This is a genomic window from Stenotrophomonas sp. A3_2 (assembly GCF_036624925.1).
Classification (GTDB): domain Bacteria; phylum Pseudomonadota; class Gammaproteobacteria; order Xanthomonadales; family Xanthomonadaceae; genus Stenotrophomonas; species Stenotrophomonas hibiscicola.
In genome coordinates, this window is the sequence record NZ_JAZKVY010000148.1 from 52,215 (window position 1) to 73,011 (window position 20,797).

The 20,797-nt window shown below is 68.4% G+C and carries 20 protein-coding genes and 1 pseudogene; 3 read left to right on the plus strand and 18 right to left on the minus strand.

Annotated features, from left to right (window positions below):
* Window positions 1-113: 113 nt before the first annotated feature.
* Window positions 114-548 (plus strand): RidA family protein, encoded by a 435-nt coding sequence (locus tag R5H29_RS04240; protein ID WP_019660241.1) that lies wholly within the window; start codon window positions 114-116, stop codon window positions 546-548.
* Here the strand turns inward: R5H29_RS04240 and R5H29_RS04245 are convergent.
* From R5H29_RS04245 to R5H29_RS04285, 9 genes are all read right to left on the minus strand, one after another.
* Window positions 545-1,255 carry an energy transducer TonB gene (locus tag R5H29_RS04245; protein ID WP_332328811.1) on the minus strand — a complete coding sequence of 237 codons (711 nt, stop codon included), beginning with the start codon at window positions 1,253-1,255 and terminating at the stop codon, window positions 545-547. The two genes, R5H29_RS04240 and R5H29_RS04245, sit on opposite strands and share 4 nt — an antisense overlap.
* Entirely contained in the window at window positions 1,248-1,994 is a 747-nt protein-coding gene (locus R5H29_RS04250; RefSeq protein ID WP_332328812.1) for a ChaN family lipoprotein, read from the minus strand. The genes R5H29_RS04245 and R5H29_RS04250 overlap by 8 nt, the downstream gene beginning before the upstream one ends.
* Before the next feature lie 40 nt (window positions 1,995-2,034).
* Window positions 2,035-4,506, minus strand: a complete 2,472-nt coding sequence (locus R5H29_RS04255; RefSeq protein ID WP_332328813.1) for a TonB-dependent receptor domain-containing protein — start codon at window positions 4,504-4,506, stop codon at window positions 2,035-2,037.
* A 64-nt stretch (window positions 4,507-4,570) separates the two neighbouring features.
* Window positions 4,571-5,497, minus strand: a complete 927-nt coding sequence (locus tag R5H29_RS04260; RefSeq protein WP_164145150.1) for a FecR domain-containing protein — start codon at window positions 5,495-5,497, stop codon at window positions 4,571-4,573.
* The gene (locus R5H29_RS04265) at window positions 5,494-6,003 is read right to left on the minus strand and encodes an RNA polymerase sigma factor (RefSeq protein ID WP_111099238.1); all 510 of its coding nucleotides are present in this window, start codon (window positions 6,001-6,003) and stop codon (window positions 5,494-5,496) included. The genes R5H29_RS04260 and R5H29_RS04265 overlap by 4 nt, the downstream gene beginning before the upstream one ends.
* Before the next feature lie 124 nt (window positions 6,004-6,127).
* Window positions 6,128-6,634, minus strand: a complete 507-nt coding sequence (locus R5H29_RS04270; protein WP_111099237.1) for a hypothetical protein — start codon at window positions 6,632-6,634, stop codon at window positions 6,128-6,130.
* Between the two features lie 94 nt (window positions 6,635-6,728).
* Complete coding sequence (locus tag R5H29_RS04275) at window positions 6,729-6,953, minus strand: hypothetical protein (RefSeq protein WP_010485009.1); 225 nt, start codon at window positions 6,951-6,953, stop codon at window positions 6,729-6,731.
* Window positions 6,950-7,651 (minus strand): glutamine amidotransferase, encoded by a 702-nt coding sequence (locus R5H29_RS04280; protein ID WP_332328814.1) that lies wholly within the window; start codon window positions 7,649-7,651, stop codon window positions 6,950-6,952. Before R5H29_RS04280 ends, R5H29_RS04275 begins: the two co-directional genes overlap by 4 nt.
* Window positions 7,648-8,421, minus strand: coding sequence for a YggS family pyridoxal phosphate-dependent enzyme (locus R5H29_RS04285; RefSeq protein WP_010485014.1), 774 nt, complete (start codon window positions 8,419-8,421; stop codon window positions 7,648-7,650). Before R5H29_RS04285 ends, R5H29_RS04280 begins: the two co-directional genes overlap by 4 nt.
* Before the next feature lie 76 nt (window positions 8,422-8,497).
* Between R5H29_RS04285 and ptsJ the strand changes: the two genes are divergently transcribed.
* On the plus strand, window positions 8,498-9,784 hold the full coding sequence (ptsJ, locus tag R5H29_RS04290; RefSeq protein WP_332328815.1) for a transcriptional regulator PtsJ: 1,287 nt from the start codon (window positions 8,498-8,500) through the stop codon (window positions 9,782-9,784).
* 102 nt (window positions 9,785-9,886) lie between these two features.
* Here ptsJ and R5H29_RS04295 read toward each other — a convergent pair whose 3' ends face one another.
* The 7 genes from R5H29_RS04295 to R5H29_RS04325 all read right to left on the minus strand — a co-directional run bounded on the left by R5H29_RS04295 (window position 9,887) and on the right by R5H29_RS04325 (window position 18,576).
* Window positions 9,887-10,393 (minus strand): hypothetical protein, encoded by a 507-nt coding sequence (locus R5H29_RS04295; RefSeq protein WP_019336451.1) that lies wholly within the window; start codon window positions 10,391-10,393, stop codon window positions 9,887-9,889.
* An 81-nt stretch (window positions 10,394-10,474) separates the two neighbouring features.
* Window positions 10,475-13,585, minus strand: a complete 3,111-nt coding sequence (locus tag R5H29_RS04300; protein ID WP_332328816.1) for an error-prone DNA polymerase — start codon at window positions 13,583-13,585, stop codon at window positions 10,475-10,477.
* 6 nt (window positions 13,586-13,591) lie between these two features.
* Window positions 13,592-15,001, minus strand: coding sequence for a DNA polymerase Y family protein (locus R5H29_RS04305; protein ID WP_019660230.1), 1,410 nt, complete (start codon window positions 14,999-15,001; stop codon window positions 13,592-13,594).
* Window positions 15,002-15,010: 9 nt separating this feature from the next.
* On the minus strand, window positions 15,011-15,625 hold the full coding sequence (imuA, locus tag R5H29_RS04310; protein ID WP_332328817.1) for a translesion DNA synthesis-associated protein ImuA: 615 nt from the start codon (window positions 15,623-15,625) through the stop codon (window positions 15,011-15,013).
* 218 nt (window positions 15,626-15,843) lie between these two features.
* Window positions 15,844-16,851, minus strand: a complete 1,008-nt coding sequence (locus R5H29_RS04315) for a cyclase family protein (RefSeq protein WP_019660228.1) — start codon at window positions 16,849-16,851, stop codon at window positions 15,844-15,846.
* Between the two features lie 33 nt (window positions 16,852-16,884).
* Window positions 16,885-17,535 carry a DsbA family protein gene (locus tag R5H29_RS04320; protein ID WP_332328818.1) on the minus strand — a complete coding sequence of 217 codons (651 nt, stop codon included), beginning with the start codon at window positions 17,533-17,535 and terminating at the stop codon, window positions 16,885-16,887.
* Window positions 17,536-17,625: 90 nt separating this feature from the next.
* The gene (locus R5H29_RS04325; RefSeq protein WP_021204494.1) at window positions 17,626-18,576 is read right to left on the minus strand and encodes a LysR family transcriptional regulator; all 951 of its coding nucleotides are present in this window, start codon (window positions 18,574-18,576) and stop codon (window positions 17,626-17,628) included.
* 116 nt (window positions 18,577-18,692) lie between these two features.
* Between R5H29_RS04325 and R5H29_RS04330 the strand changes: the two genes are divergently transcribed.
* Entirely contained in the window at window positions 18,693-19,571 is an 879-nt protein-coding gene (locus tag R5H29_RS04330) for a sterol desaturase family protein (protein ID WP_227844431.1), read from the plus strand.
* A gap of 9 nt (window positions 19,572-19,580) precedes the next feature.
* Here the strand turns inward: R5H29_RS04330 and R5H29_RS04335 are convergent, their stop codons facing one another.
* Both R5H29_RS04335 and R5H29_RS04340 read right to left on the minus strand, forming a co-directional pair.
* On the minus strand, window positions 19,581-20,285 hold the full coding sequence (locus tag R5H29_RS04335) for an AraC family transcriptional regulator (protein ID WP_312544516.1): 705 nt from the start codon (window positions 20,283-20,285) through the stop codon (window positions 19,581-19,583).
* A gap of 373 nt (window positions 20,286-20,658) precedes the next feature.
* Window positions 20,659-20,797 (minus strand): annotated as a pseudogene (locus tag R5H29_RS04340) (VOC family protein); the annotation flags it as partial.

Consider the following 20,797-nt stretch of genomic DNA (forward strand, 5'->3'; position numbering starts at 1 on the left):
ACACGTGGGCGCGATCGTTGCGCGTGGCGGACCGGTCTGTTGCACCGGATCTGTTTGACCTGAACCAATGTTGAGGTCGCAGACTGCCTCGCATCCCCCACGAGGCGCGCGGCATGAACCTGTTGACCACCCCGGGCCTCGGCCATGGCCTGCTGGAACTGTTCAATCCTGCGGGGCTTTACGATCCTTCGGCCAACGGCTACTCGCACGTGGCGGTGGTGCGCCTGCCCGCGCGGGTGATCCATATTGCCGGGCAGGGCGGTGAGGATGCCAATGGCCATCTCTCCCCCGGTTTCGAGGAACAGGTCGGGCAAGCGCTGGACAACCTGGAGATCGCGCTGCGGTCGGCGCAGGCAAGCCTGGCCGATGTCGCACGGTTGCGCATCCTGGTGGTGGACCACGACGAAGACCGGCTGGGCATCATCGCCCATCAGGTGCGGCGGCGCTGGCCGAACCGCTCGGCGCCCACCTGCACGCTGATCCCGGTGCCGCGGCTGGCGCTGGACGGCATGCTGTTCGAGATCGAGGCGGAGGCTTATGCCGCCTAGCGCAGGTAGTACTCCACCGGCACCACCAGCTCCTGCGGTGCCTTCAGTTCATCGGGAATGGGCGGCAGCGGCTGCGCGCGACGGAAGGTCTGCAGCGCGGCGTCATCGAGCATCGGCTGGCCACTGGACTGCTCCAGCCGCAGCGCCAGCAGGCGACCTTCGCGGTCGATGCTGGCCCTGACCCACGCAGTGCCCTGCTGCCGGCGCGAGCGCGCGGCGGCAGGGTAGTAGCGGTAACGCTCCAGCCGCGCCATCAGGCGGGCTTCCCACTGGTCGCTGGCGGCGCCGGCCTGGAAGTCTGCCGGTGGCGCGTCTGGAGCGGGCGGCGCGGCCGTGATCGATGCCGGTGCGGGACTTGCATCGGTCGCGGCCGCAGGCGGGGCGACTGGCAGTGGCTGGCGGCCCGTCCCACCCGTTTCGCTGGCGGCCAGCTCTCCCTCGCGTGCCGCCGTAGGCTTGGGTGGCGGCGGCGACTTCGTGGGCTGCGAGGCGCGGGCCTGCTGCGCCTGGCTGGGGGTCTCGGCCTGGCGTTCCTCCACCGGTTGCGGCGGCGTGGCCGGTGCCAGCAGGCGCAGGCTGATGCGCACGTCCTGCTCGGGCGGCGGCATCGGCGGCATCGCGACCCAGTGCACCAACAGCAGCAGTGGCAGCAGATGCAGGACGACGGTGATCGCGATCGCCTGCCAGTGTTGGCCACGCTCACTCATCGTCCAGCACCCACAGCAGATCGGCATCAGCTGCATCGACGGTTTCACCCGGTGAAGCCAATGCGATCACCAGCGCAGGCGTATCCTGTGACAGGTAGCCCGGTACCCCGGTACCGCGCAGTACATGCCAGCGACCTGCTACCAGCAGCGCTGGCGCGGGCGCATCGAGCAGCACCCGCGCCATGCGCGTATCGCGGGCCTGTTGCACGGCCAGCATCCCTTCCAGCATCGGTGCCGCGTCTGCGTGCTGGGCCAGCACCACCGCCGACAGGCGCTGGCGGGCAGCGGCCACCGGGAATCGCACGCCCTCGGTCGAGGTCAGCAGCGCGTTGACCTCGGCACGCGACAGGTTTCCGCCGAACAACGGCGTGCCTGCATCGGCAGCCTCCCGTACCAGCCCGCCATACGCGGCCCACGGCCAGCGCGTATCCCAGTCCAGCAGTTCCCGCAGGCGTGCACCTTCGGCCTGGTTGCCCTTGGCCAGCCAGCGCTGCACCCGCTGCAGGCGTGGCTGGCGCTGGCTGGCGATCATTTCCAGCACCAGTGAACCTTGCGGGCGCTGCCGCTGCAGGGCCTGCAGCAGCCAGCGCTGGGCGGCGTGGTCTCCGGCGAGATCATGGCGTTCACCCAGCAACAGCCGCTGGGCGTCCGCCGCGCGTGTCACGAATGCGGCTTCGTCCAGGTGCTGGCCAGTGGCCAGGTCGATCACTGTGCCGGGCACCGGCTGCGCGCCAGCCACCGCGGCCAGCGCGAGCAGGCATACGGGCAGCCAGCGACGGCTAGAACGCCACGTTGACGCCCATCGAAACGGTGCGGCCACGGCCGTTGCCGCGGTCCAGGATCGGGCTGAAGATGCTGTCGATCGAGGCATTGTTGTCATAGGCCTTGTTCTGCAGGTTTTCGATGTTCAGCCACAGCGTGGTGTTGGCCTGGGGCTTGAAGCTCGCGTAGAAGTCCAGCAGCACGCCGGTGCCGCCGGTCTTGCGGGTCTGGAAGAAGTCGTAGCCTTCCTCGGTCGGCCCGGAGTACTCGGCGCGCAGGCCGGCCTGCACGCGCTGCTGCCACCAGCGGCCGCCCACGTCCAGCGTCCAGTAGCGGTCGGGCAGGGAGGTGATGTCTTCCAGGTTGACGAACTCGATGGCCGGCGCACTGGTGTGCGAGCGGGTCCAGCTGAGCGTGGTGTGGTAGTGCTCGCTGGCGTAATGCGCTTCCAGTTCGATACCGCGCATGCGCACCACGCCGGGGTGGTTCATCCAGCGCGTGGTGGTGCTGAAGTCGTCCACGTCCAGTGCATCGGTCCAGGCAGTGAGTTGCGGATCGCCGTCGATCGGCACCACGAACGGTTCCACTTCCGGCGGATGCACGATCAGCAGGTACTGCGGCTTGATGTAGTCGCGGATGCGGTTGTCGAAGCGGGTGACCCGCAGCTGCGCCAGGTCGCCGTCGACCAGCAGCGAGGAGGCGCTGAGGTTGGCGCCGAACTGCAGGTTGCGCGATCGCTCACGGCGCAGGAACGGGTTGGCGCCAACGCCATCGGCATCACTCATGCCTTCCAGCGGGATCTTCTCGAAGAACATCTCCTGCACGCGCGGCGGACGCGACGTCCGCGAGACCTCGGCGAACAGCTGCAGCCAGTCAGTGGCCTGCAGTGAAACCGCCAGGCTCGGGCTGAGTGCGCGCTCGCTGCGCCGCACGTCGATGTCGCCGCCATTGATCTCCGCGCACTGGCCGGGTACATCCGAGCACACCGGGATGTGGCCACGGATGCCGAAGCGGTCCTGGCGCAGGCCGGCAGTCAGCGCGTAGATGTCGTACTGCAGTTCCAGCGTGCTGAACACGCTGTCCAGCTGGCTGCGACCCTGCGGGTTGGCACCGCGCAGGATGGGCGTATCGGCCACATAGATGTCCGACTGGTGCTTGATGCCGGTGTTCCAGCGCGCCTGCAGTGCGCCGATGTCGAAGCGACTGGTGTTGTCGACGGTCCAGCTGCTCAGGCTGCTGTGGGTGCGGCGGCCGATGTAGCTTGAATCTTCCACCGGCGGATAGAACAGCCGGGTCTTGTTGCTCGCGAAGGTCGCGCGCAGGTCGATCCATGGCGAATAGGGCGTGTACTGGTAGCTGGCGCGCTGGTTGCGCGCGGAAATCTGCCACGGGTAGTTGTGGTAGAAGTCGTTTTCGTAACGCATGTGGCTCAGGTCGAGCCGATGCTGGTCGCTGGGCTGCAGGCTTGCTTTCAGCAGCCAGCTGCTGGGCTGCTGGCTGCCGGGGTCGGCGCTGTTCTTCTGCCCACGCGCGGTCGCGTATTCGCTGCTGCGGCTGCTGCTGGCGGCGGCCAGCAGGCCGAACTGACGGTCGCCACCTTCTTCGCTGTGGCGCCATGCACCGGCGAAGGTGCGGCCGCTGCCATAGCCGTTGTTGCCATGGCGATAGCCGGCGCGCAGGCCCCAGTCACGGCCCTCACTCAGCAGATCGTCGATATCCAGGGTGCGGAAGTTGGCACTGCCGGCCAGCGTACCAGCGCCGTCACCGCCAGCGACCGCACCGCGCTGCACGTCCACACCGGCCAGCAGGAAGGGATCGACATAGGCGAACGGACCGCCCGAACCATGCCCGGCATTGTTGCGGAAGGTCTGGGTGACACCGTCGATCATGGTGTTGACCCGGCCGGCACCGGTCATGCCGCGGATGTTGACCTGCAGGCCCGGCTGGCTGCGCGAATGGAAGCTGTGGGTGCCGGGCATCGAGCGCAGCAGGCTGTTGCCTTCCTGGCGTTCGGCCATCGCCACGCGCTCGCTGCCGACCGAGGGCGCAAAGCCATCGCGGGTGGCCGGTACATACTGGCTGGCGCCGCCCCCCGGTGCCTGGCCGTGCGCGGTAGTGCCCTGCACCCGCAGCGGGCCGGTGCGACGGCTGCCATCGGCGCGTTCAGCCGGCGCCGGTTCCAGGGCGGCGCGGCGCGCATCGACGAAGCGCGGTCGCAGGCCGCTGCCTGCCAGCAGGCGCGACAGGGCCTGCGCATCGTCGAAGTCACCGCGCAGAGCAGGGGCCGAATGCCCGGCAGGCAGCGCCGCGCCTATCACCAGGTCGACACCGGTCAGCCGGCTGTAGGCGTCCAGCGCGGCCGCCAGCGGCTGGGCGGGCAGATCGTAGGTGCGTGTGGCGGCCTGTGCGTGGGCACTGCCGGGCAGCAGCGGAAGGGCGCTGGTGCAGGCCAGCGACAGGGCAAGGACAAGGGGGCGGGGGCACAGCATCGGGGGCTCCAGGGGCTGACGCAGAGCGTCGTCATCCTGGGTAGACGCAGCCGCAGGCCGGATGTCAGGGTCCATCACGCTGCTCCCTGCGTGGCGGCAGCCACACCTGTATGCCCGCGCCGAGGCGCAGCACGCGCACCTGCAGTTGCGTGGCCAGCTGGTCGCGATTGCTGGCTGCACCGTCGGCACTGCCGAGCAGGGTGACCGGCTGCTGGCGCAGCTGCTCGCCGACGACCCACGTATGCCCGCCATGCCAGCGGTCCAGGCCCTGCGTGACGTCGGCCAGCGGGGCCGAGACCCAGTGCAGGCGCCGCTCGCGCCAGGCCAATGTTCCGGGGGCAGCCGTTGTTGCATGGGCTGTTGCCTGCCCATCGAAGCGCAGCTGCTCGCCGTCGTCGGCCAGCATGCTGACGTTGCCGCTGTCCACGCGCACGCGATGCTCGGTAACGGTGACCACACTGCTGTTGCCCTGCACGGCAAGATCGAATGCGGTCCCCAGTGCAGTGACGGTGCCCTGTGGGGTATGCACCTGGAAGGGCCGGTCGGCATCGGCGGCGACCTGGAACCAGGCCTGGCCGCGCTGCAGCTGGAGCTGGCGGCGCTGCCCATCGATGCGCACCTTCACTTCGCTGCCAGGTGACAGCAGGACATGCGAACCATCCGGAAGCGTTTCCTCGCGGATCTCGCCAGCGGCCGTACGCAGTACCTGTGCCACGTGTGGCGAGGCATGGCGGCTGTAGAGACCCAGCGCGCACAGCAACAGAACCGCAATGCCGGCTTCGCGCAGGCGACGGCGTTGCCTGCGCTGCTGTTGCCGCTGCAGGCTGGGCGTCGCCGCACCGGCCTGCCACAACTCCTGCAGGTGCAGGTACTGCGCCGCATGGCGTGGATCGGCCCGGCACCATTGCTCGAACGCGTTCTCATCGCGGTCGCCGTCGTGCGCATCCAGCCACCAGCGTGCAGCTTCGCGTGCAATGGTCTCCTGGCTCATGCGCCCGGCACCTGCTGCAACGCGACCAGGGCGCGCAGCAGATGGCCGTGCGCGGTCTGCCGGCTGATCCCCAGCTGGCGCCCGATCTCGGCCAGCGCCAACTGTTCCACACGGGCCAGCAGGAACACCTGGCGCGAGCGTGGCGGCAGCGCGGCGATGATCGCGTCGAGGTGGCGCAGTTGTTCGGCGTCGAGCAGTCGCTGCTCGGGCAGCGGCGCAGGATCGGCGATGGCATTCAACTGCGTGTCATCCAGCACCTCTTCGCGACGGCGCTGGCGTTGCCGGTAGTGATCGGCGATCAGGTTGTGGGCGACGCGGTACAGATAGGCGCGGCCATTGCTCAGCAGGCCACTGGTGGCGACTTTGACGACACGCAGCCAGGTTTCCTGGACGACGTCATCAGCGTCGCTGCGTTGCGGGAGTTTGCGGCGGACATGGGTGTGCAGCGGCCGGTAATGGGCTGCGCACAGCTGCGCGACATCCGTCGGTTCGACAGGCGTGGACACGGGGCGGGCGACAACTGGGAAAGGGAACAGCCCGCGGCGGCAAGGGCAGCAGCTGCACCTTACAGCAAAAGAGAATCATTTGCATCTATAGCATGAGGCGCAGTACGCATGGGCCGCCGCAGCGTCAGCGCGGGCGGTAGTCGCAGTGGATCTGCAGGGCTTCGGTGGGGTTGCGATGCAGTTCGAAGCCGCAATGCTGCAGGCTGCGCTTCACCCGCGCGACCGCTTCGGCATGATGGGCGATGCGACGATCCTGCCAGCGCGGTGGGGTGAACACGCCCAGGGGCAGCAGCCGCAGCCGCTTGCCGTGCAGTACCAGTGAGACATCGATATGACGGCCATCAATGTCGTGGCCGTTGGTACCGAAGATGGCATCGATCTCATCGCGGCGCTGCGGGTAGCAGGTGCGGAACACTGCAATGCCGAGCCGTCGCACCACGCGGCGGAAGCCGCCGAGACGGCTGTGGCTGGGTTCGAAGCCACGAGTGAGCAGCAGGCGCAGCCCGGCAGGCAGCATTGCCTGCGCGTCGAGCAGGCGTTGCAGTACCTCTTCTTCCAGTTGGATGCGGGTGGAAGGCCAGCGCGGGGCGATGAGCAGTCCGTGGTGGCTGCCGCGTTGCAGGGTCAGCATCCGTGAAGCTTCGCACGCGGGCGAACAGCCAGGGTAGTGCCGGCCGTTGGCCGGAAGATTCGGATGCCGGCCAGCGGCCGGCACTACCATCGGGTCAGATGTCGCGGTACTGGATCTGCGAAGCCAGTACGCGCAGGCCATCGGCATTGCTGGACAGGATGCGCTCTTCGCTGACCCCTTTCTGCCGTTTCAGCTGGAAGCCCTGATCGGCAGGCAGCTGTGCGGCGATGGCGTCCATGCGTTGCAGGGCATCGGGGCCGCTGCAGTCGAAGTGACCCCAGTGGGCACCATCGCGGTGGATCTGCAATCGGTAGTTCATTGTGGTGTCTCCGGCAGGTCCTGCAGCCAATGGTCGAACATCGCGGTGGCGGCCGCAGCCAGTGGTGCGCCATAGCGACGCGCCTGCGCGCGAAGATCGTTGGGATCGATGCCGACCTGGGCCAGCTCCAGCGTGTGGCCGATCAGCCAGCGCTCGAACTGGCGGGCGTCCAGTTCCGGATGGCATTGCAGGGCCAGTGCGTGGCTGCCGATGGCGAACGCCTGGTGACGGCAGGCCGGCGTGCTGGCCAGGCGGCGTGCACCGGCCGGAAGTTCGAACGCTTCACCATGCCAATGCAGTACCGGAATGCCCTGCAGGGACTGCAGCGGAGAACGCTGGCCTTCATCGGTCAGCAGCAGTGGCGCAAAGCCGATTTCCTTGCCACCACTGGGAGCGACACTGGCACCGAGTGCCCGCGCCATCAGCTGTGCACCCAGGCAGATGCCCAGGGTCGGCCGCTGCCGCTGCAGCCGGCGCTGCAGCAGGGCAATGCTGTCGTTGACGAAGGGATAGGTCCCTGTGTCATTGGCACTGATGGGACCGCCCAGCACGACCAGCAGATCGGCGGTTTCGGCGCCATCGAGCACATCGACGCCGGCCTGCAGCACGTGCAACTGCCAGCCCTGCGCCAGCAGCAACGGTTTCAGGGTGCCAAGGTCTTCAAAGGCAACGTGTTGCAGGACAACCGCGTGCTTCATGCCGGTGCTCCGCTGTTCGGCCAGTAGAAACTGTCCGGGGTGGCACGGGCACCGAAGATGGCCTGGCCGACGCGGACCACGGTGGCACCTTCCTCGATGGCCACTTCGAAATCACCGGACATGCCCATCGACAGCTGCGACAGGTCGAGGCCGGGCGGGGCGGTGCGTTGCAGCTGGTCGCGCAGTTCGCGCAGGCGCACGAAGCAGGCGCGCACGCGCTCGACATCGGGGGTGAAGATGGCCAGGGTCATCAGGCCGCGCACGTGCAGGCGATCGAAGGCCGGCAGCTGCTGCACGAAGGCCTCGACCGCGTCGGGCTCCAGGCCGTACTTGCTCGGTTCGGCCGAGGTGTTGACCTGCACGAATACATCCAGCGTGCGGTCTTCCAGTTGCAGGCGCTGCTGCAGGGCCTCGGCTACGCGCAGGCTGTCCAGCGCCTGGAACTCGCTGGCAAAGCGCGCCACGTAGCGCGCCTTGTTGGTCTGCAGATGGCCGATCACCGACCAGTGCACGCCCAGGTCGGCCATCGTTTCAGCCTTGCGTTGTGCCTCCTGCACCTTGTTCTCGCCCAGTTCGTGGCAGCCTGCGGCTACCGCCATGCGGATGCGGGCGTCATCGACGGTCTTGCTGACCGGCAGCAGGCGCACACTGGCCGGGTCCCGGCCGACGCGGGCGCAGGCATCGGCGATGCGTTGGCGCACCGTGACCAGGTTGGCGGCGATCTGTTCAACGGACTGGGCGACGGGCCAGTCGGCGGCGGCAAGGGGCATGCGGGCACCTCCAATGCAGGGCGGCCAGGGTGGGATACACTGGCACAGGACAAGAGATATTTTGGCATAGGACAAAATGAAAATCATCGGGCATAGCGCCGAGTCGATCTTCGACAGCATCCGCGACGGCATCGGCAAGGGCCGCCTGCAGGCCGGCAGCGTGTTGCCGCCGGTGCGTGAACTGGCCGAGCAGCTGGGAGTGAACCGCAACACCGTGGCTGCTGCCTACAAGCGCCTGGATGCGGCGGGCCTGGCCAGCACGGCGGGCCGCCGCGGCACGGTGGTGCGTGGCCTGCCGCCGCCGCTGGCGCGTGAAGGCAGTACGCCCGGGCTGGCCCTGCAGGACCTGGCCGGTGGCAACCCGGATCCACGCCTGCTGCCGAACCTGCGCCTGGCCCCGGCCGCACCACGGCTGTATGGCGTGGGCACGGTCGAACCGAGGTTGGAGGCGCTGGCACGCGCCTCGCTGGATGCGGACTGCCCGGCGGGTTATGCGCTGGAGCTGACCCATGGCGCGGTCGATGGCATCGAACGCCTGCTGTCGGCGTGGCTGCTGCCGGGGGATCGCATCGCGGTGGAGGATCCGTGCTTCCTCGGCAGCCTCAACGTGCTCAACGCGGTGGGTCACGCGCCGTTGCCGGTGGCGGTGGACGCGCATGGCATGCAGGTCGATTCGCTGCGGCAGGCACTGGAGGCCGGTGCACGCGCGGTGTTGCTGACCCCGCGGGCACACAACCCGACCGGGGCCAGCCTGGATGCGAAGCGGGCGCGGGCGTTGCGGCAGTTGTTGGCGGCCTACCCGCAGGTGGCGGTGTTGATCGACGATCACTACGCGCTGCTCTCGCAGCAGGCCTATCACTCGGTGCTGCCGCTGGATGGCCGGCGCTGGGCGCTGCTGCGTTCGTTGTCCAAACCGCTCGGCCCGGACCTGCGGCTGGCCTGGCTGGCCTGCGATGAAGCGACCGCGATGCGGCTGCGGCTGCGATTGGCGTCCGGCACCGGCTGGGTCAGTCACCTGCTGCAGGATGCGGCGACCTCGGTGCTGTCGTCGGCAACGCAGCGGGCGAAGATCGCTTCGGCAGGTGAGCGTTACCAGCAGCGCCTGCGCTCGCTGCAGGAGTTGCTGCATGCGCGTGGCCTGCCGACACCGTTGCCGATGGAAGGATTGAACCTGTGGCTGCCGTTGCAGGCCGACAGCCATCCGCAGGTGCTGGCCCTGGCTTCGCGCGGATGGCATGTGCGCGCGGGCGAAGTGTTCGCGGTGGCAGCGCCGGGGCATGGCCTGCGCATCACCTGCGCTGCGCTGGGGGCAACGCAGCTGCGGCAGCTGGCGGATGACCTGGCGGCGGTGTTCGCTCTGTAGCGTCGAGCCATGCTCGACGTTGCTTCGCCTTTGTAGAGCCGAGCCATGCTCGGCTGCTGTTGATAGAAGCAGTCGAGCATGGCTCGACTCTACACAAGCAGATCAGGGCGCGGCGTTGGCGCCCGGGCGCACGTAGTAGGACTGGCCGCTGTCATCGACGAACATCAGCTCCGGCTTGCCCTGCCAGGAGGTGAGCATGGCGCCGGTGTTGTTCTGGTGCTTGACCATCAGGCTGGCGCCGCGGTCCGGGTTGGCGACGACTTTGAACACCTCGGTGGTGCCGGTGGCATCGTCCAGGGTCAGCAGGGCTTCGCCGCCGCGGTCGCTGGTGCCGTAGCCGCCGCGTTCGGAACCATCGGGACCGAGCAGGATCAGGCCTGACAGGGCGGTGGCACGCGGCCCCTGGGTGCGGCCCTGGCTGAGCGGATCGGGAACCGGTGCGCCGAGGATCACCCGCGGCTGGCCGCTTGCATCGTGGATGACCAGCCCGCGCGCCTCGATGATGCGCTGTGGTGATTGGCTGCGATGCAGGCTCCAGGCGGTCCAGCCGGAAACCAGCAGGGCGAGGGTCGAGACCACCAGGGTGGTCAGCAGCAGCGCACGGGGCATCGGGTCGTCCTTCCTTGGATGTGCCGACGATAGCGGATGCGGACCGGCAATGGCCAGTTCGTTGTGTGACGTTGTGTATCGTCAGTGGAAATCGCGGCTGTGGCTGCGCAGTCCCTGCAGCAGTTCATCCAGGCAGTGCATGCGTTGCACGATGACGTGCTGGACGCCATCGACGCGTTCCAGGCGACCATCGATCTGCATCAGCTGGGTATCGACCAGCACCCGGTGCTGGCGATCGGCCAGGTGCCGCCAGACCACGGCGTTGACCATGCCGGTCTCGTCCTCGAGGGTGAGGAAAGTCACCCCGCTTGCGGTCTGTGGCCGCTGGCGCATGCGCACCAGTCCGGCGATGCGCACACGGCGGCCGTGGCCGTGCCCGGCCAGCTGTGCGGCATCCAGGCAGCCACGGCTACGCAGCTGCGCGCGCAGGAACGAGATCGGGTGACGGCCGAGGGTGGTGCCCGTGCTGCGGTAGTCGGCCTGCATGTCCTCCCAGGCGCTGGGCAGTGGCAGGGGCACGCGGGCTTCGGCAGTGGCACGGGCCTGGTCGAACAGCGGCAGCCGGTTCTCTACGCCCGAGATATCCCAGCGTGCACGATGGCGATGGCCGCTGAGCCCGCGCAGTGCCCCGGCATCGGCCAGCAGGCCCTGCTGGCGGCGGTCCAGTGCGGTGCGCTGGCACAGGTCGCCGACGTCGTCGAACGGGCGCCGCGCGCGCTCGCGCATGATGGCCTGCACGGCACCTTCGTTGCAGCCGTCGATCAGGCGCAGGCCCAGGCGGATCGCCGCCGGCCCCCTGCTGAAGTCCAGCGTGCAGTCCCAGTCGCTGTGGCGTACGTCCACGGGAAGAATGGTAATGCCATGCCGCCGCGCGTCCTGCAGCAGCTGGTCGGGGCTGTAGAAACCCAGCGGCTGGCTGTTGATCAGGCTGGCAGTGAATGCGGCCGGGTGGTGGCACTTCAGCCAGCAGCTGTTATAGGTCAGCAGGGCGAAGCTGGCGGCGTGGCTTTCCGGGAAGCCGTAATCGCCGAAGCCCTTGATCTGCTCGAACAGGTGCTCGCCGTATTCGCGGCTGAAGCCGTTCTCCAGCATGCCGGCCAGCAGCTTCTCGCGATGCGGTTCCAGACCGCCACGGCGCTTCCACGCCGCCATCGAGCGGCGCAGGGCATCGGCCTGGCCCGGCGTGTAGCCGGCTGCTTCCACCGCCAGCTGCATCACCTGTTCCTGGAACAGCGGCACGCCCAGCGTGCGTGCGAACACGCGTTCCAGCTGCGGTGGGTAGAGCGGGTTGTCCGGGTCGTTCAACGCGTCCGGGCCTTGTTCGCGCAGGATCCGGCGCCGCTCCAGATAGGGGTGCACCATGTCGCCCTGGATCGGGCCAGGGCGCACGATCGCCACCTCGATCACCAGGTCATAGAACGTGCGTGGCTGCATGCGCGGCAGCATCGCCATCTGCGCGCGCGATTCGATCTGGAACACGCCGATGGTGTCAGCGGCGCAGATCATGTCGAAGGTCTTTGCATCCTTGGGCGGGATGGCGTCCATGCGCCCTTCGTGCAGGCGATGCTGTTTCAGCATCGCCAGGCACTTGCGGATGGCCGTAAGCATGCCCAATGCCAGGCAGTCGACCTTCATCAGGCCGGTGGCATCCAGATCGTCCTTGTCCCACTGGATGACGGTGCGATCGGCCATCGCCGCGTTCTCCACCGGCACCAGGGTCGACAGCGGATGCTCGGAGATGACGAAACCGCCCGGATGCTGCGACAGGTGGCGCGGGAAGTCGATCAGCTCGGCGGTCAGCGCCAGCAGGCGCCGCATCAACGGCGTGTCCGGATCGAAACCGCGCTCGCGCAGGGTTTCCGGCAATGGGATGTTGCCGCCCCAGTGGTCCATCGCCGCGCCCAGTTCGTTGACCTGGTCCATCGGCAGGCCCAGTGCGCGGGCCACGTCGCGGATCGCGCTGCGGCCACGGTAGCTGATCGCCACCGCGGTCAGTGCGGCACGCTCGCGGCCGTAGCGCTTGAACACGTACTGCAGCACCTCCTCGCGACGCTCGTGCTCGAAGTCGATGTCGATATCCGGCGGCTCGTCGCGCTCGGCGGAAATGAAGCGCTCGAACAGCAGGTTGCTGCGTGCCGGGTCGATCTCGGTCACGCCCAGCACGAAGCACACCGCTGAGTTGGCCGCTGAGCCACGGCCCTGGCAGAGGATGTCCTGGGTGCGCGCAAAGCGCACGATGTCCTGCACGGTGAGGAAGTAGGAGGCGTAGTTCTTCTGCTTGATCAGCGCCAGTTCGTGCTCGATCTGCGTGCGTTGCTTCGCTTCGATGCCGCCTTTCCAGCGCCACCGGATGCCGCGCTCGACCAGCACGCGCAGCCAGCTGTCCGGATCGTGTCCTTCGGGCACCAGCTCACGCGGATAGGTGTACTGCAGCTGTTCCAGGGTGAAGTGGCAGCGTTCGGCGATGCGCAGGGTTTCAGCCAGCAGTTCGGGCGGATACAGCTGGGCCAGCGCGGTACGCGGGCGCAGGTGGCGCTCGCCATTGGGAAACAGGCGCCAGCCGGCCTCGGCCACGCTGCAGCGGTGGCGGATCGCGGTCAGTGTGTCCTGCAGGGCACGGCGGCGGCGCACGTGCATATGCACATCGCCACTGGCGACCAGGGGCAGGCGGTGGCGTTCGCCGAAGGCCCGCAGCTGCTGCAGGCGGCGTGCGTCATCGTGTTCACGGTGCAGTTCCACCGCCAGCCACAGCCGATCATCGAAGCCGGTGCGCAGCAACTCGAGATCGGTGGCGGATGGCTGCCGGTCCAGCCACAGGCACAACAAACCGTCGGGCAGGCCGAGCAGATCGTCGCGCAGGCAGCGGTACTCGCCCTTGGCAGCCCGCCGCCGACAGGTCGTGATCAACTGGCACAGCCCGGCATAGGCGGTCTGGTCGGTGCACAGCAGGGCCAGCTTCGGCCCGTCCTCGACCTGGAATTCGGCGCCGACGATCAGTGCCACGCCATGTGTCTTCGCTGCCTGCCAGGCGCGCACGATGCCGGCCAGCGAGCATTCGTCGGTGATCGCCAACGCGCGGTAGCCTTGGCCCGCGGCGCGCGCGAACAACTCTTCGGCGATCGAAGCACCGCGCTGGAAACTGAAGGCCGACAGGCAGTGCAGTTCGGCGTAGCCGGGCAGTTCGCTGTGCATGGCGGCTCAGCCGAACCAGCCGTGCAGCATCCACGGCGCATGTGGATTGTTGCGGTCACGGAAAGCCCAGCCGCGCTGGCCATGCGCGGTTTCCACCACGTAATAGTCGCGGCGCGCGTCGGCCTGGTCCCACCAGCCCGATTCGATCCGCTCCGGTCCGGTGACGATGCGCAGCCTCGGATCACGCAGCGGTTGCGGCGCATCCAGCAACCAGCCGGGGCGCAGTGGCCAGTACGACGGGGGCTTGGCCGGTGGCTGGGTGCCACTGGCGCGTTCGGGACGATGGTCGGCCTGCACTGCCAGCGGCTGCACGGCGTCATCGCCGAGCCGCGCGCGCAGGCGCTCACGCAGCTGGTTCCACGGCATCGCCTGCGCCGGACGGGTATCGAACAGGTCACGCGCGGCGGGTACGAACGGCGGCAGCTGTTCGGCCTGCAGTCGCAGTGCGCGGCTGCCGGCCGGCAGGGCGAACGCTTCCATGCGGTTGCGTGCGATCTCGAACAGCAGCGTGGGATCGCGCTCGGGCGCCAACAGGCCGATGGTCAGCACGCTGGCCGGCAACAGGTCATGCTCGAAATGCAGGTCGAAGCGCTGCACGCCGCCATCGCGCGAGCACAGGAAGGCGGCCAGGTCGAGCAGCAGGCGGCGCAGCGGGAACAGCAGGGCCTGGCTGGATTCGATCTCGTATTCGAATTCGATGCGCGCATCGAAACGGTCCGGTGGCTGGTAGTAGCGCAATGGCGCGGTGGGCAGCCCGCGCAATGCATCCAGCTGCTGCAGGACCTCGGGGGCGAAGCGCCGGGCCAGGCTGTCGCGCGGCAGCTTGAGCACCGCCCCCAGCGTGCGCAGGCCGGAACGGCCAAGCACGGTCACCGCCTCGCTGGGCAGGCCGCAACGTGCCAGGGGCAGCTGCGCCAGCGCCGCCGGCAGCTGCTGCGCATCAAGGCCGAGGCCATCGTGGACGTTGGCCAGCACGCGCGCGGCATGTGGGGTAGGCGCGGCCACCAGGCGGTGGCGGAAGCCGAGTTCGTGCAGTTCGTTGCGCAGGCGCTGCTGGATCGTCAGCCAGTCACCGAACAGGGCGCGGCTGGCACCGATTTCCAGCACCAGCGCATGCGGAAAATCGAGGCTGACCTGCGAGCTGTAGGCATAGGCCCAGCTGGCCAGCAGCTGCCGGGTGTGCTGTTCGGCACTCGGGTCGTAGTCGTGCAGCTGCATGTCCTGCACCAGTACCTGCGCAGCCGAAAGCAGCATGCCCGGGCGCAGCCCTGCTGCACGTGCCGACGGGCTGACCGCGCGCAGCACGCGACGCTGCGCCGGCCCCTGCAGCAGGACCAGCGGCCGCTGCGGATCCGGCTGCAGGCGCAGCACGCTGTCCAGCGCCAGCTGCGGCAACAACAGGCAGGCCCAGTGCATGGCGCGTCCTCAGTGGGCGATGGCCAGCGGCAACGGCTGCGCCGGCGGCAACCCGCCACGGCACTTCAGCACCCGCACCTGGCCGTGGTCGAGCTGCAGGCGCAGGCTGGCCGGGGAGGGATTGCGCGCGGCCTGCGCCTCGCGGAACACGAAGCCCAAGCACTGGCCGCTGTCGGCAGCCACCTGCAGCCGGCGCAGTGAACGGTCGTCGGCCTGGTGCGGCCAGCACAGTACCGCCGCGCAGGCCGCAGAGCGCAGGCACTGTTCGGCGGCCCACAGTGCCTGCTTCGGCGCGGCGTGGATGATCTGCAACTGGCCCAGGTCCAGCCCGGCGGCGGCCCAGGCCGGGGCATGCGGACGGTAGGGCGGAGCGACCAGGACGATCGGGCGGTCGCGCTGGCTCAGCCTGGCCAGTGCCGGCCATACCAGCGCCAGTTCGCCAACGCCGGGCGCCGCCTGCAGCACCTCGCACAGTCCGCTGGCCGGCCAGCCGCCGCCGGGCAGGCGTGCATCCAGTGCCGGATGGCCGCTGGTCAGATGGTCGCTGGCTGGGCCCTGGCGGGCCGGGCCGCGCCACAGCTGGCGCCCGTCCAGCAGCCGGTCGAGGGCAACGACCGCACCCATCAGCCGATCCTCCCGGGGAGGCGCCGGGTGGGCTGGAAACGGCAGGAACGGGCGGAAACGGCGGGCATGGCGCGAGTATCGACGGGCCGGTATCAGGGGCTGAGACCAGACATGCTACTCGCGTTGTAAGTAGAATTACTAATGAAATCCGAGGGCCGGGTTTCAGGTTGCTGAAGGGGGGAGGAGTGCCGGCCAAGGTCGGCACCCAAAGGATGCGGTTACGGGTGGACCGGCAACGCCACCGGGCGCAGGGGCGCGGCATCGCCACCGCGGATCTTCAGCGGGCCGCCGATGAAGGCGAATTCGTAGACCTTGTCGCGGGCCAGTTCGTCCAGCGCCACCAGCTCGATGATCGGCGCACCCTGCTGTGCCAGCAGGTAGGTGTGCAGCGGCACGTAGTCGTCGGACACCTCGGAGGGGAAGGTCTCGAAGCTGAGGTTGTCGGCACCGACGATCATCGCGCCGCCGTCCTCGACCAGGAAGCGTGCCGCATCCAGGCCCATGCCCGGCGGGTTGGCCATGTAGGCCCTGGGCTGTTCGAACAGGCGCATGCGGCCGGTGCGGATCAGCACCACGTCGCCCTGCTGCAGTTTCACCTTCTGGCGTGCCAGCGCATCCTTCAGGTCCTGGCGGGTGACGCGATAGCTGTCCGGCAGCATGTCCACGCCCTTGGCGGCGGCCACGTCGATCAGCACGCCACGCGCGATCAGCGGCGGGAACTTCTCGATGCCGGTGACATTCCAGCCACGATCGCCGAGATGCTTGTCGGCCTCGAAGCCGTTCCAGATCTTCCCGTGGATGCCGAAGTGGTTCAGCGCATCGATGTGGGTGCCGGTGTGGCTGTACATCGAGAACGCGGTGCCGGTGTAGCTGCGGGTGAGGTTCATGGTCTCGCCCACGCCCATCGGGTCGTCCATCACCGTGCCGCGCGGGGTGTGGGTCATCCAGAACTGGTAGTGCGGGTCGCCGGCATCCTGCCAGCTGGGCATGCCGACGTAGTACTCGGTGGCCAGGTCATAGGCCTTGCCGCCGCTGACCCGCGACAGGATCGCCGCACGCGAGGCCTCGGTGATCAGGTTGAGGCGGCCGATCTCGTCCTTCGGCCCCCAGGGGCTGGTGCCGACCTGCTGGCCGGAGGGGACGCGTTCGTGCGCGGATACGGTGATGGAAGCTGCGGTGCCGGCCAGCAGCAGGGCCAGCGCGGTGGCCAGGGTACGTGGGGTCATGGGGAGTCTCCTTGCAGGGTGGGGGGGCGCGGCTCAGGCCGCGACCAGGTGCGCCAGGGCTTGGCGCAGGTGTGGCAGCGGCAGGGTCTGCAGGCGCAGGCCGTTGCCGCCGATCACGGTGGGAATGGAGCGGATGCCGAGGGTCGCGGCTTCGGCACGGTCGGCCTGCACGCGCCGGGCTACTGCGTCGCTGCGCATGTGGTCAGCGAAGGCGCCACGCGGGTGGCCCAGCGCTTCGGCGATATCCAGCAGGACTTCGGCGTCGCCGATGTTGCGGTGCTGGTGCAGGTGCGCCCATTGCACGGCATCAAACATCGCGCCATGGGCGTCGTTGCCACCGAGCATGCCGGCAGCCTGGCAGGCCAGTGCGCCGAGCCAGCCGGACGGATACTCGAAGTCCTGCGCGCGCATGCCTTCGATATCGATGCGTGCGGTGTCTTCATGCGCGGCGCAGTCGGTCCAGTGGCGCAGGATGATCGCCTTGGCGCGCTCCATCGAGCCGAACACCTCGACCATCTGTGCGCGCGAGTCCTGCAGCACGAAGCTGCGGTGGCGCACCTGGATGCCGAGTTCGGCGGAGACCTGCTTCAGGCGCGGGGCCAGCACGAAGCACCAGCCGCAGACCACGTCGTGGAAGAAATCGACCACCGGCGCGGCGGTGGCGGGGGAAGGAACGGAAGACATCTGCCTGCCATCGGTGAGGGGAGGCGGCAGATTAGGCAGTGCGGCGTGGCCGAAACAGCACGCCGCGGGCAGCTCAGTTTTCGCTGGCGGTTACGAATCCAGGCCAGCGCAGCCGGGCAGCTCGGCGTGCAGGAAATCGATGAAGGCACGCACCTTGGGTTGCAGATGGCGCGACGTGGGGTAGACCGCATGCACGAAGCGCGGCGGATAGCGGTGGTCGGGCAGCACCTGCTGCAGTTCGCCACGGGCCAGTGCGGGTGCCGCCAGGAACGAGGGCAGGGCGCCGATGCCCATGCCGGCCACCAGCAGGTCGCGCAGCAGCAGGCTGTTGTTGACGGTGACGCGCGCTGGCAGGGTGATCGTCACCTGGCCATCAGGGCCGAGCAACGGCCAGCTGCCGGGGGAGTCGGACAGGCTGTAGGCCAGCACGCTGTGCGCCTGCAGATCGTTCACCGCCTGCGGTGCCGGATGCTGCCGCAGGTAGGACGGGGCCGCGCACAGCACCTGCTGCAGCGACGCCAGCCGGCGCGCCACCAGGCGTGAATCATCCAGCTCGGCACGCAGCCGCAGCGACACATCGAAACCTTCGCCGACCGCGTCGAGCAGGCGGTCTTCCATCACCAGGTCCAGCGACAGCTGCGGATGCTGCTGCAGGAAGCGGGGCAGCAGCGGCGACAGCGTGCTCAGCGCGAACGACTGCGGTGCATTGACACGCAGGCGCCCGGCCACCTCGCCACGCTGTTCGGCGATGCCACGTTCCAATGCGTCCAGTTCGTCGAGCAGGCGGCAGCATTCGCGATAATAGGCGTGGCCGGTCTCGGTCAGGCTCATGCGCCGCGTGGTCCGCTGCAGCAGTACCACGCCCAGATGCGCTTCCAGCGTGCGCAGCTGTTTGCTGAGCCCGGCCGGCGACATGCCCAGGTCTTCGGCGGCACGAGCGAGCCCGCCGCGTTCGACGATGCGACGGAAGGCACGCATCAGGTTGAAGGAATCCATGCCGGCCCCGGGCGCGATGAGGGCGCCATTGTAGATCCACGCCATGCGTGGATGTGGGAAGCGTGGTGCCCGCAGGGTTGCGCCGTTTGTTCAAGCCAGCAACCCACACGCCACGCCAGCATGCAGGCCCCTCACTTTCCGGGTTGCCCATGAACCACTGGATGCTCCGCCTGTATGCCCCGCTGTTCCTGCTTGGATTCGTCGCCACTGCCGTCGTCTGGATCGGCCACTGCCACGGTGACCCGCTGTGGCTGCTGGCCTTGCTGGCGGCCGCCATTGCGGTTTCGTTCGCCGCCGAGCGCGCGTGGCCGTATGACCCCGCGTTCAATCACGACCACGGCGACAGCCTGCGTGACGCCCTGCATGCACTGGTCAATGAAAGCCTGAACCTGCTGTCGATCGCGGCGGTGCCGCTGCTGGCGGCAATCATTCCGTGGCAGGCCTGGCCTCTGCAGTGGCCATTCGCGCTACAGGCGCTGCTGGCCATCGTCTGCGCTGATCTCGGTATCACCCTGGTGCACTACGCCAGCCATCGCATCGGCTGGTTGTGGCGGCTGCATGCGGTGCACCACAGCGTCACCCGCATGTACGGCTTCAACGGGCTGATGAAACACCCGCTGCACCAGGCGGCCGAAGCGGTGGGTGGCGTACTGCCGCTGCTGCTGTTGGGCCTGCCGATGCCGGTGGCTGCGGTGCTGGCCTTCGCCATTGCCATCCAGCTGCTGCTGCAGCACTCCAACGTGGACATGCGTCCCGGCGTGCTGGGCCGGGTGATGGCATGGGCGCCGCTGCACCGCTTCCACCACATGCGTTACGGCACCGCCGGCGACGTCAACTTCGGCCTGTTCCTGACCGCATGGGATCACCTGTTGGGGACCGCCTTCGATGCACCGGGCTATCGGCTGCAGCAACGCGACCTCGGCATCGGCAGCCAACCGGACTATCCGCGCGATTATCCGGGGCAGCTGCTGGCGCCGTTCCGCGAACTGCCGCATGGCGAGGTGCCGGAGTTGCCGGAAGGCCTGCGCAGGCGCGAATGATTGAACATGTCAGGCCGCGTGCAGCTGCAGGCCCTGCAGCTGCGCGGCACCGATGCCGAACATGCGGCGCAGGCTGCGCGAGAGATGGGCCAGATCGGCGAATCCAGCGGCATGCGCACTGTCGGTCAGGTTGTGACCGCTCAGATGATGCGTGAGCGCAGTGCGTAGCCGTTGCCACAGCACCCAGCCGCGCAAGGTCACTGCCAGCTCGGACTGGAAGCGCCGGTGCAGCTGGCTGGTCGATAGGTGCACCGCTTTGGCGATGTCGGCAGCCGGCACCGGGCCAGGCAGGTGCTGGGCGATACGGGCCAGTGCCGCCTGCACGCGGCGGTCCAGCGGTTGCGGGCGGCTCAGCCGTGGCAGCCAGTCGTGCAGCGCCAGCGCGTTACCCGGCAGCGCATGCAGGTGCCGCTGGATCTGTTCGGGATCGGCATGCGCCGGCTCAAGGAACACCGTACAGCCCGCTTCCGGCGCTGACAGGATCGCGTGCGGCTGGAACGAAGGCAGCCATAGCCGTTGGCCCTGCTGCTGCACGCCATCGATCTCGATGTGCCAGGACGTACCGTCGCTCAACAGCAGTTGATGGGCGTAGTGCGCATGCGAAGCGCTGTCACCGGCATGACCGTGCAGTACGGCGGCGTGCGCATCCAGCAGCAACGTGCCGTTCCAGGGCAGGGCGGGGGAAGACATGACGGGATTGTAGATCCACGCCATGCGTGGATGAATCTCCATCGGAATCGAGTAATTCGACAATGAAACGAAGAGCATCCACGCATGGCGTGGATCTACTGCAGGTCGCGAGAGACTGTCGAAGGCGGGGTGGGTCCGGTTGCGGGGGCGTGAGCGCCATGGGCCCGAGGCATGCCTCGGGCGGGTTGGGCACGACGCCCAACCCCGGTCTTGCCGTGTGCGCAGGACAGCGCACACCAGCAAGCGGCGACCGAGCTTACCTGGACGTACTTGCAGCGCCCCCCGCAGCCGCACCCAACCCCCCACCCCAAGGAAATCCGCCTTTCCATCTCAGGGTGCCCGCCAGCGGCCGGCACAACCCCCGGAGCCGGGCGCACCCCGCCCGTGCGCACCCACACCGGCCGTGCGGGTCGGGCCGGTGATGCACGTACTCGACCACCGTGCCATCGGGATGCACCGCGTTGAACGCCGCCCCGGTCGGTACCACCTGCAACGGGAAGATGATCTCGGCGCCAGCCGCGACCAGTTTGTCGTGA

Bases quoted from the DNA above. Each gene is read 5' to 3' on its own strand.
- R5H29_RS04325 (WP_021204494.1), bottom strand. From the start codon at position 18,576: ATGGCGTGGATCTACAATGGCGCCCTCATCGCGCCCGGGGCCGGCATG.
- R5H29_RS04320 (WP_332328818.1), bottom strand. From the start codon at position 17,535: ATGTCTTCCGTTCCTTCCCCCGCCACCGCCGCGCCGGTGGTCGATTTC.
- R5H29_RS04260 (WP_164145150.1), bottom strand. From the start codon at position 5,497: ATGAGCCAGGAGACCATTGCACGCGAAGCTGCACGCTGGTGGCTGGAT.
- R5H29_RS04240 (WP_019660241.1), top strand. From the start codon at position 114: ATGAACCTGTTGACCACCCCGGGCCTCGGCCATGGCCTGCTGGAACTG.
- imuA (WP_332328817.1), bottom strand. From the start codon at position 15,625: ATGGGTGCGGTCGTTGCCCTCGACCGGCTGCTGGACGGGCGCCAGCTG.
- R5H29_RS04335 (WP_312544516.1), bottom strand. From the start codon at position 20,285: ATGGCGTGGATCTACAATCCCGTCATGTCTTCCCCCGCCCTGCCCTGG.
- ptsJ (WP_332328815.1), top strand. From the start codon at position 8,498: ATGAAAATCATCGGGCATAGCGCCGAGTCGATCTTCGACAGCATCCGC.
- R5H29_RS04315 (WP_019660228.1), bottom strand. From the start codon at position 16,851: ATGACCCCACGTACCCTGGCCACCGCGCTGGCCCTGCTGCTGGCCGGC.
- R5H29_RS04305 (WP_019660230.1), bottom strand. From the start codon at position 15,001: ATGCACTGGGCCTGCCTGTTGTTGCCGCAGCTGGCGCTGGACAGCGTG.
- R5H29_RS04300 (WP_332328816.1), bottom strand. From the start codon at position 13,585: ATGCACAGCGAACTGCCCGGCTACGCCGAACTGCACTGCCTGTCGGCC.
- R5H29_RS04255 (WP_332328813.1), bottom strand. From the start codon at position 4,506: ATGCTGTGCCCCCGCCCCCTTGTCCTTGCCCTGTCGCTGGCCTGCACC.
- R5H29_RS04275 (WP_010485009.1), bottom strand. From the start codon at position 6,953: ATGAACTACCGATTGCAGATCCACCGCGATGGTGCCCACTGGGGTCAC.
- R5H29_RS04295 (WP_019336451.1), bottom strand. From the start codon at position 10,393: ATGCCCCGTGCGCTGCTGCTGACCACCCTGGTGGTCTCGACCCTCGCC.
- R5H29_RS04270 (WP_111099237.1), bottom strand. From the start codon at position 6,634: ATGCTGACCCTGCAACGCGGCAGCCACCACGGACTGCTCATCGCCCCG.
- R5H29_RS04280 (WP_332328814.1), bottom strand. From the start codon at position 7,651: ATGAAGCACGCGGTTGTCCTGCAACACGTTGCCTTTGAAGACCTTGGC.
- R5H29_RS04245 (WP_332328811.1), bottom strand. From the start codon at position 1,255: ATGAGTGAGCGTGGCCAACACTGGCAGGCGATCGCGATCACCGTCGTC.
- R5H29_RS04285 (WP_010485014.1), bottom strand. From the start codon at position 8,421: ATGCCCCTTGCCGCCGCCGACTGGCCCGTCGCCCAGTCCGTTGAACAG.
- R5H29_RS04330 (WP_227844431.1), top strand. From the start codon at position 18,693: ATGCTCCGCCTGTATGCCCCGCTGTTCCTGCTTGGATTCGTCGCCACT.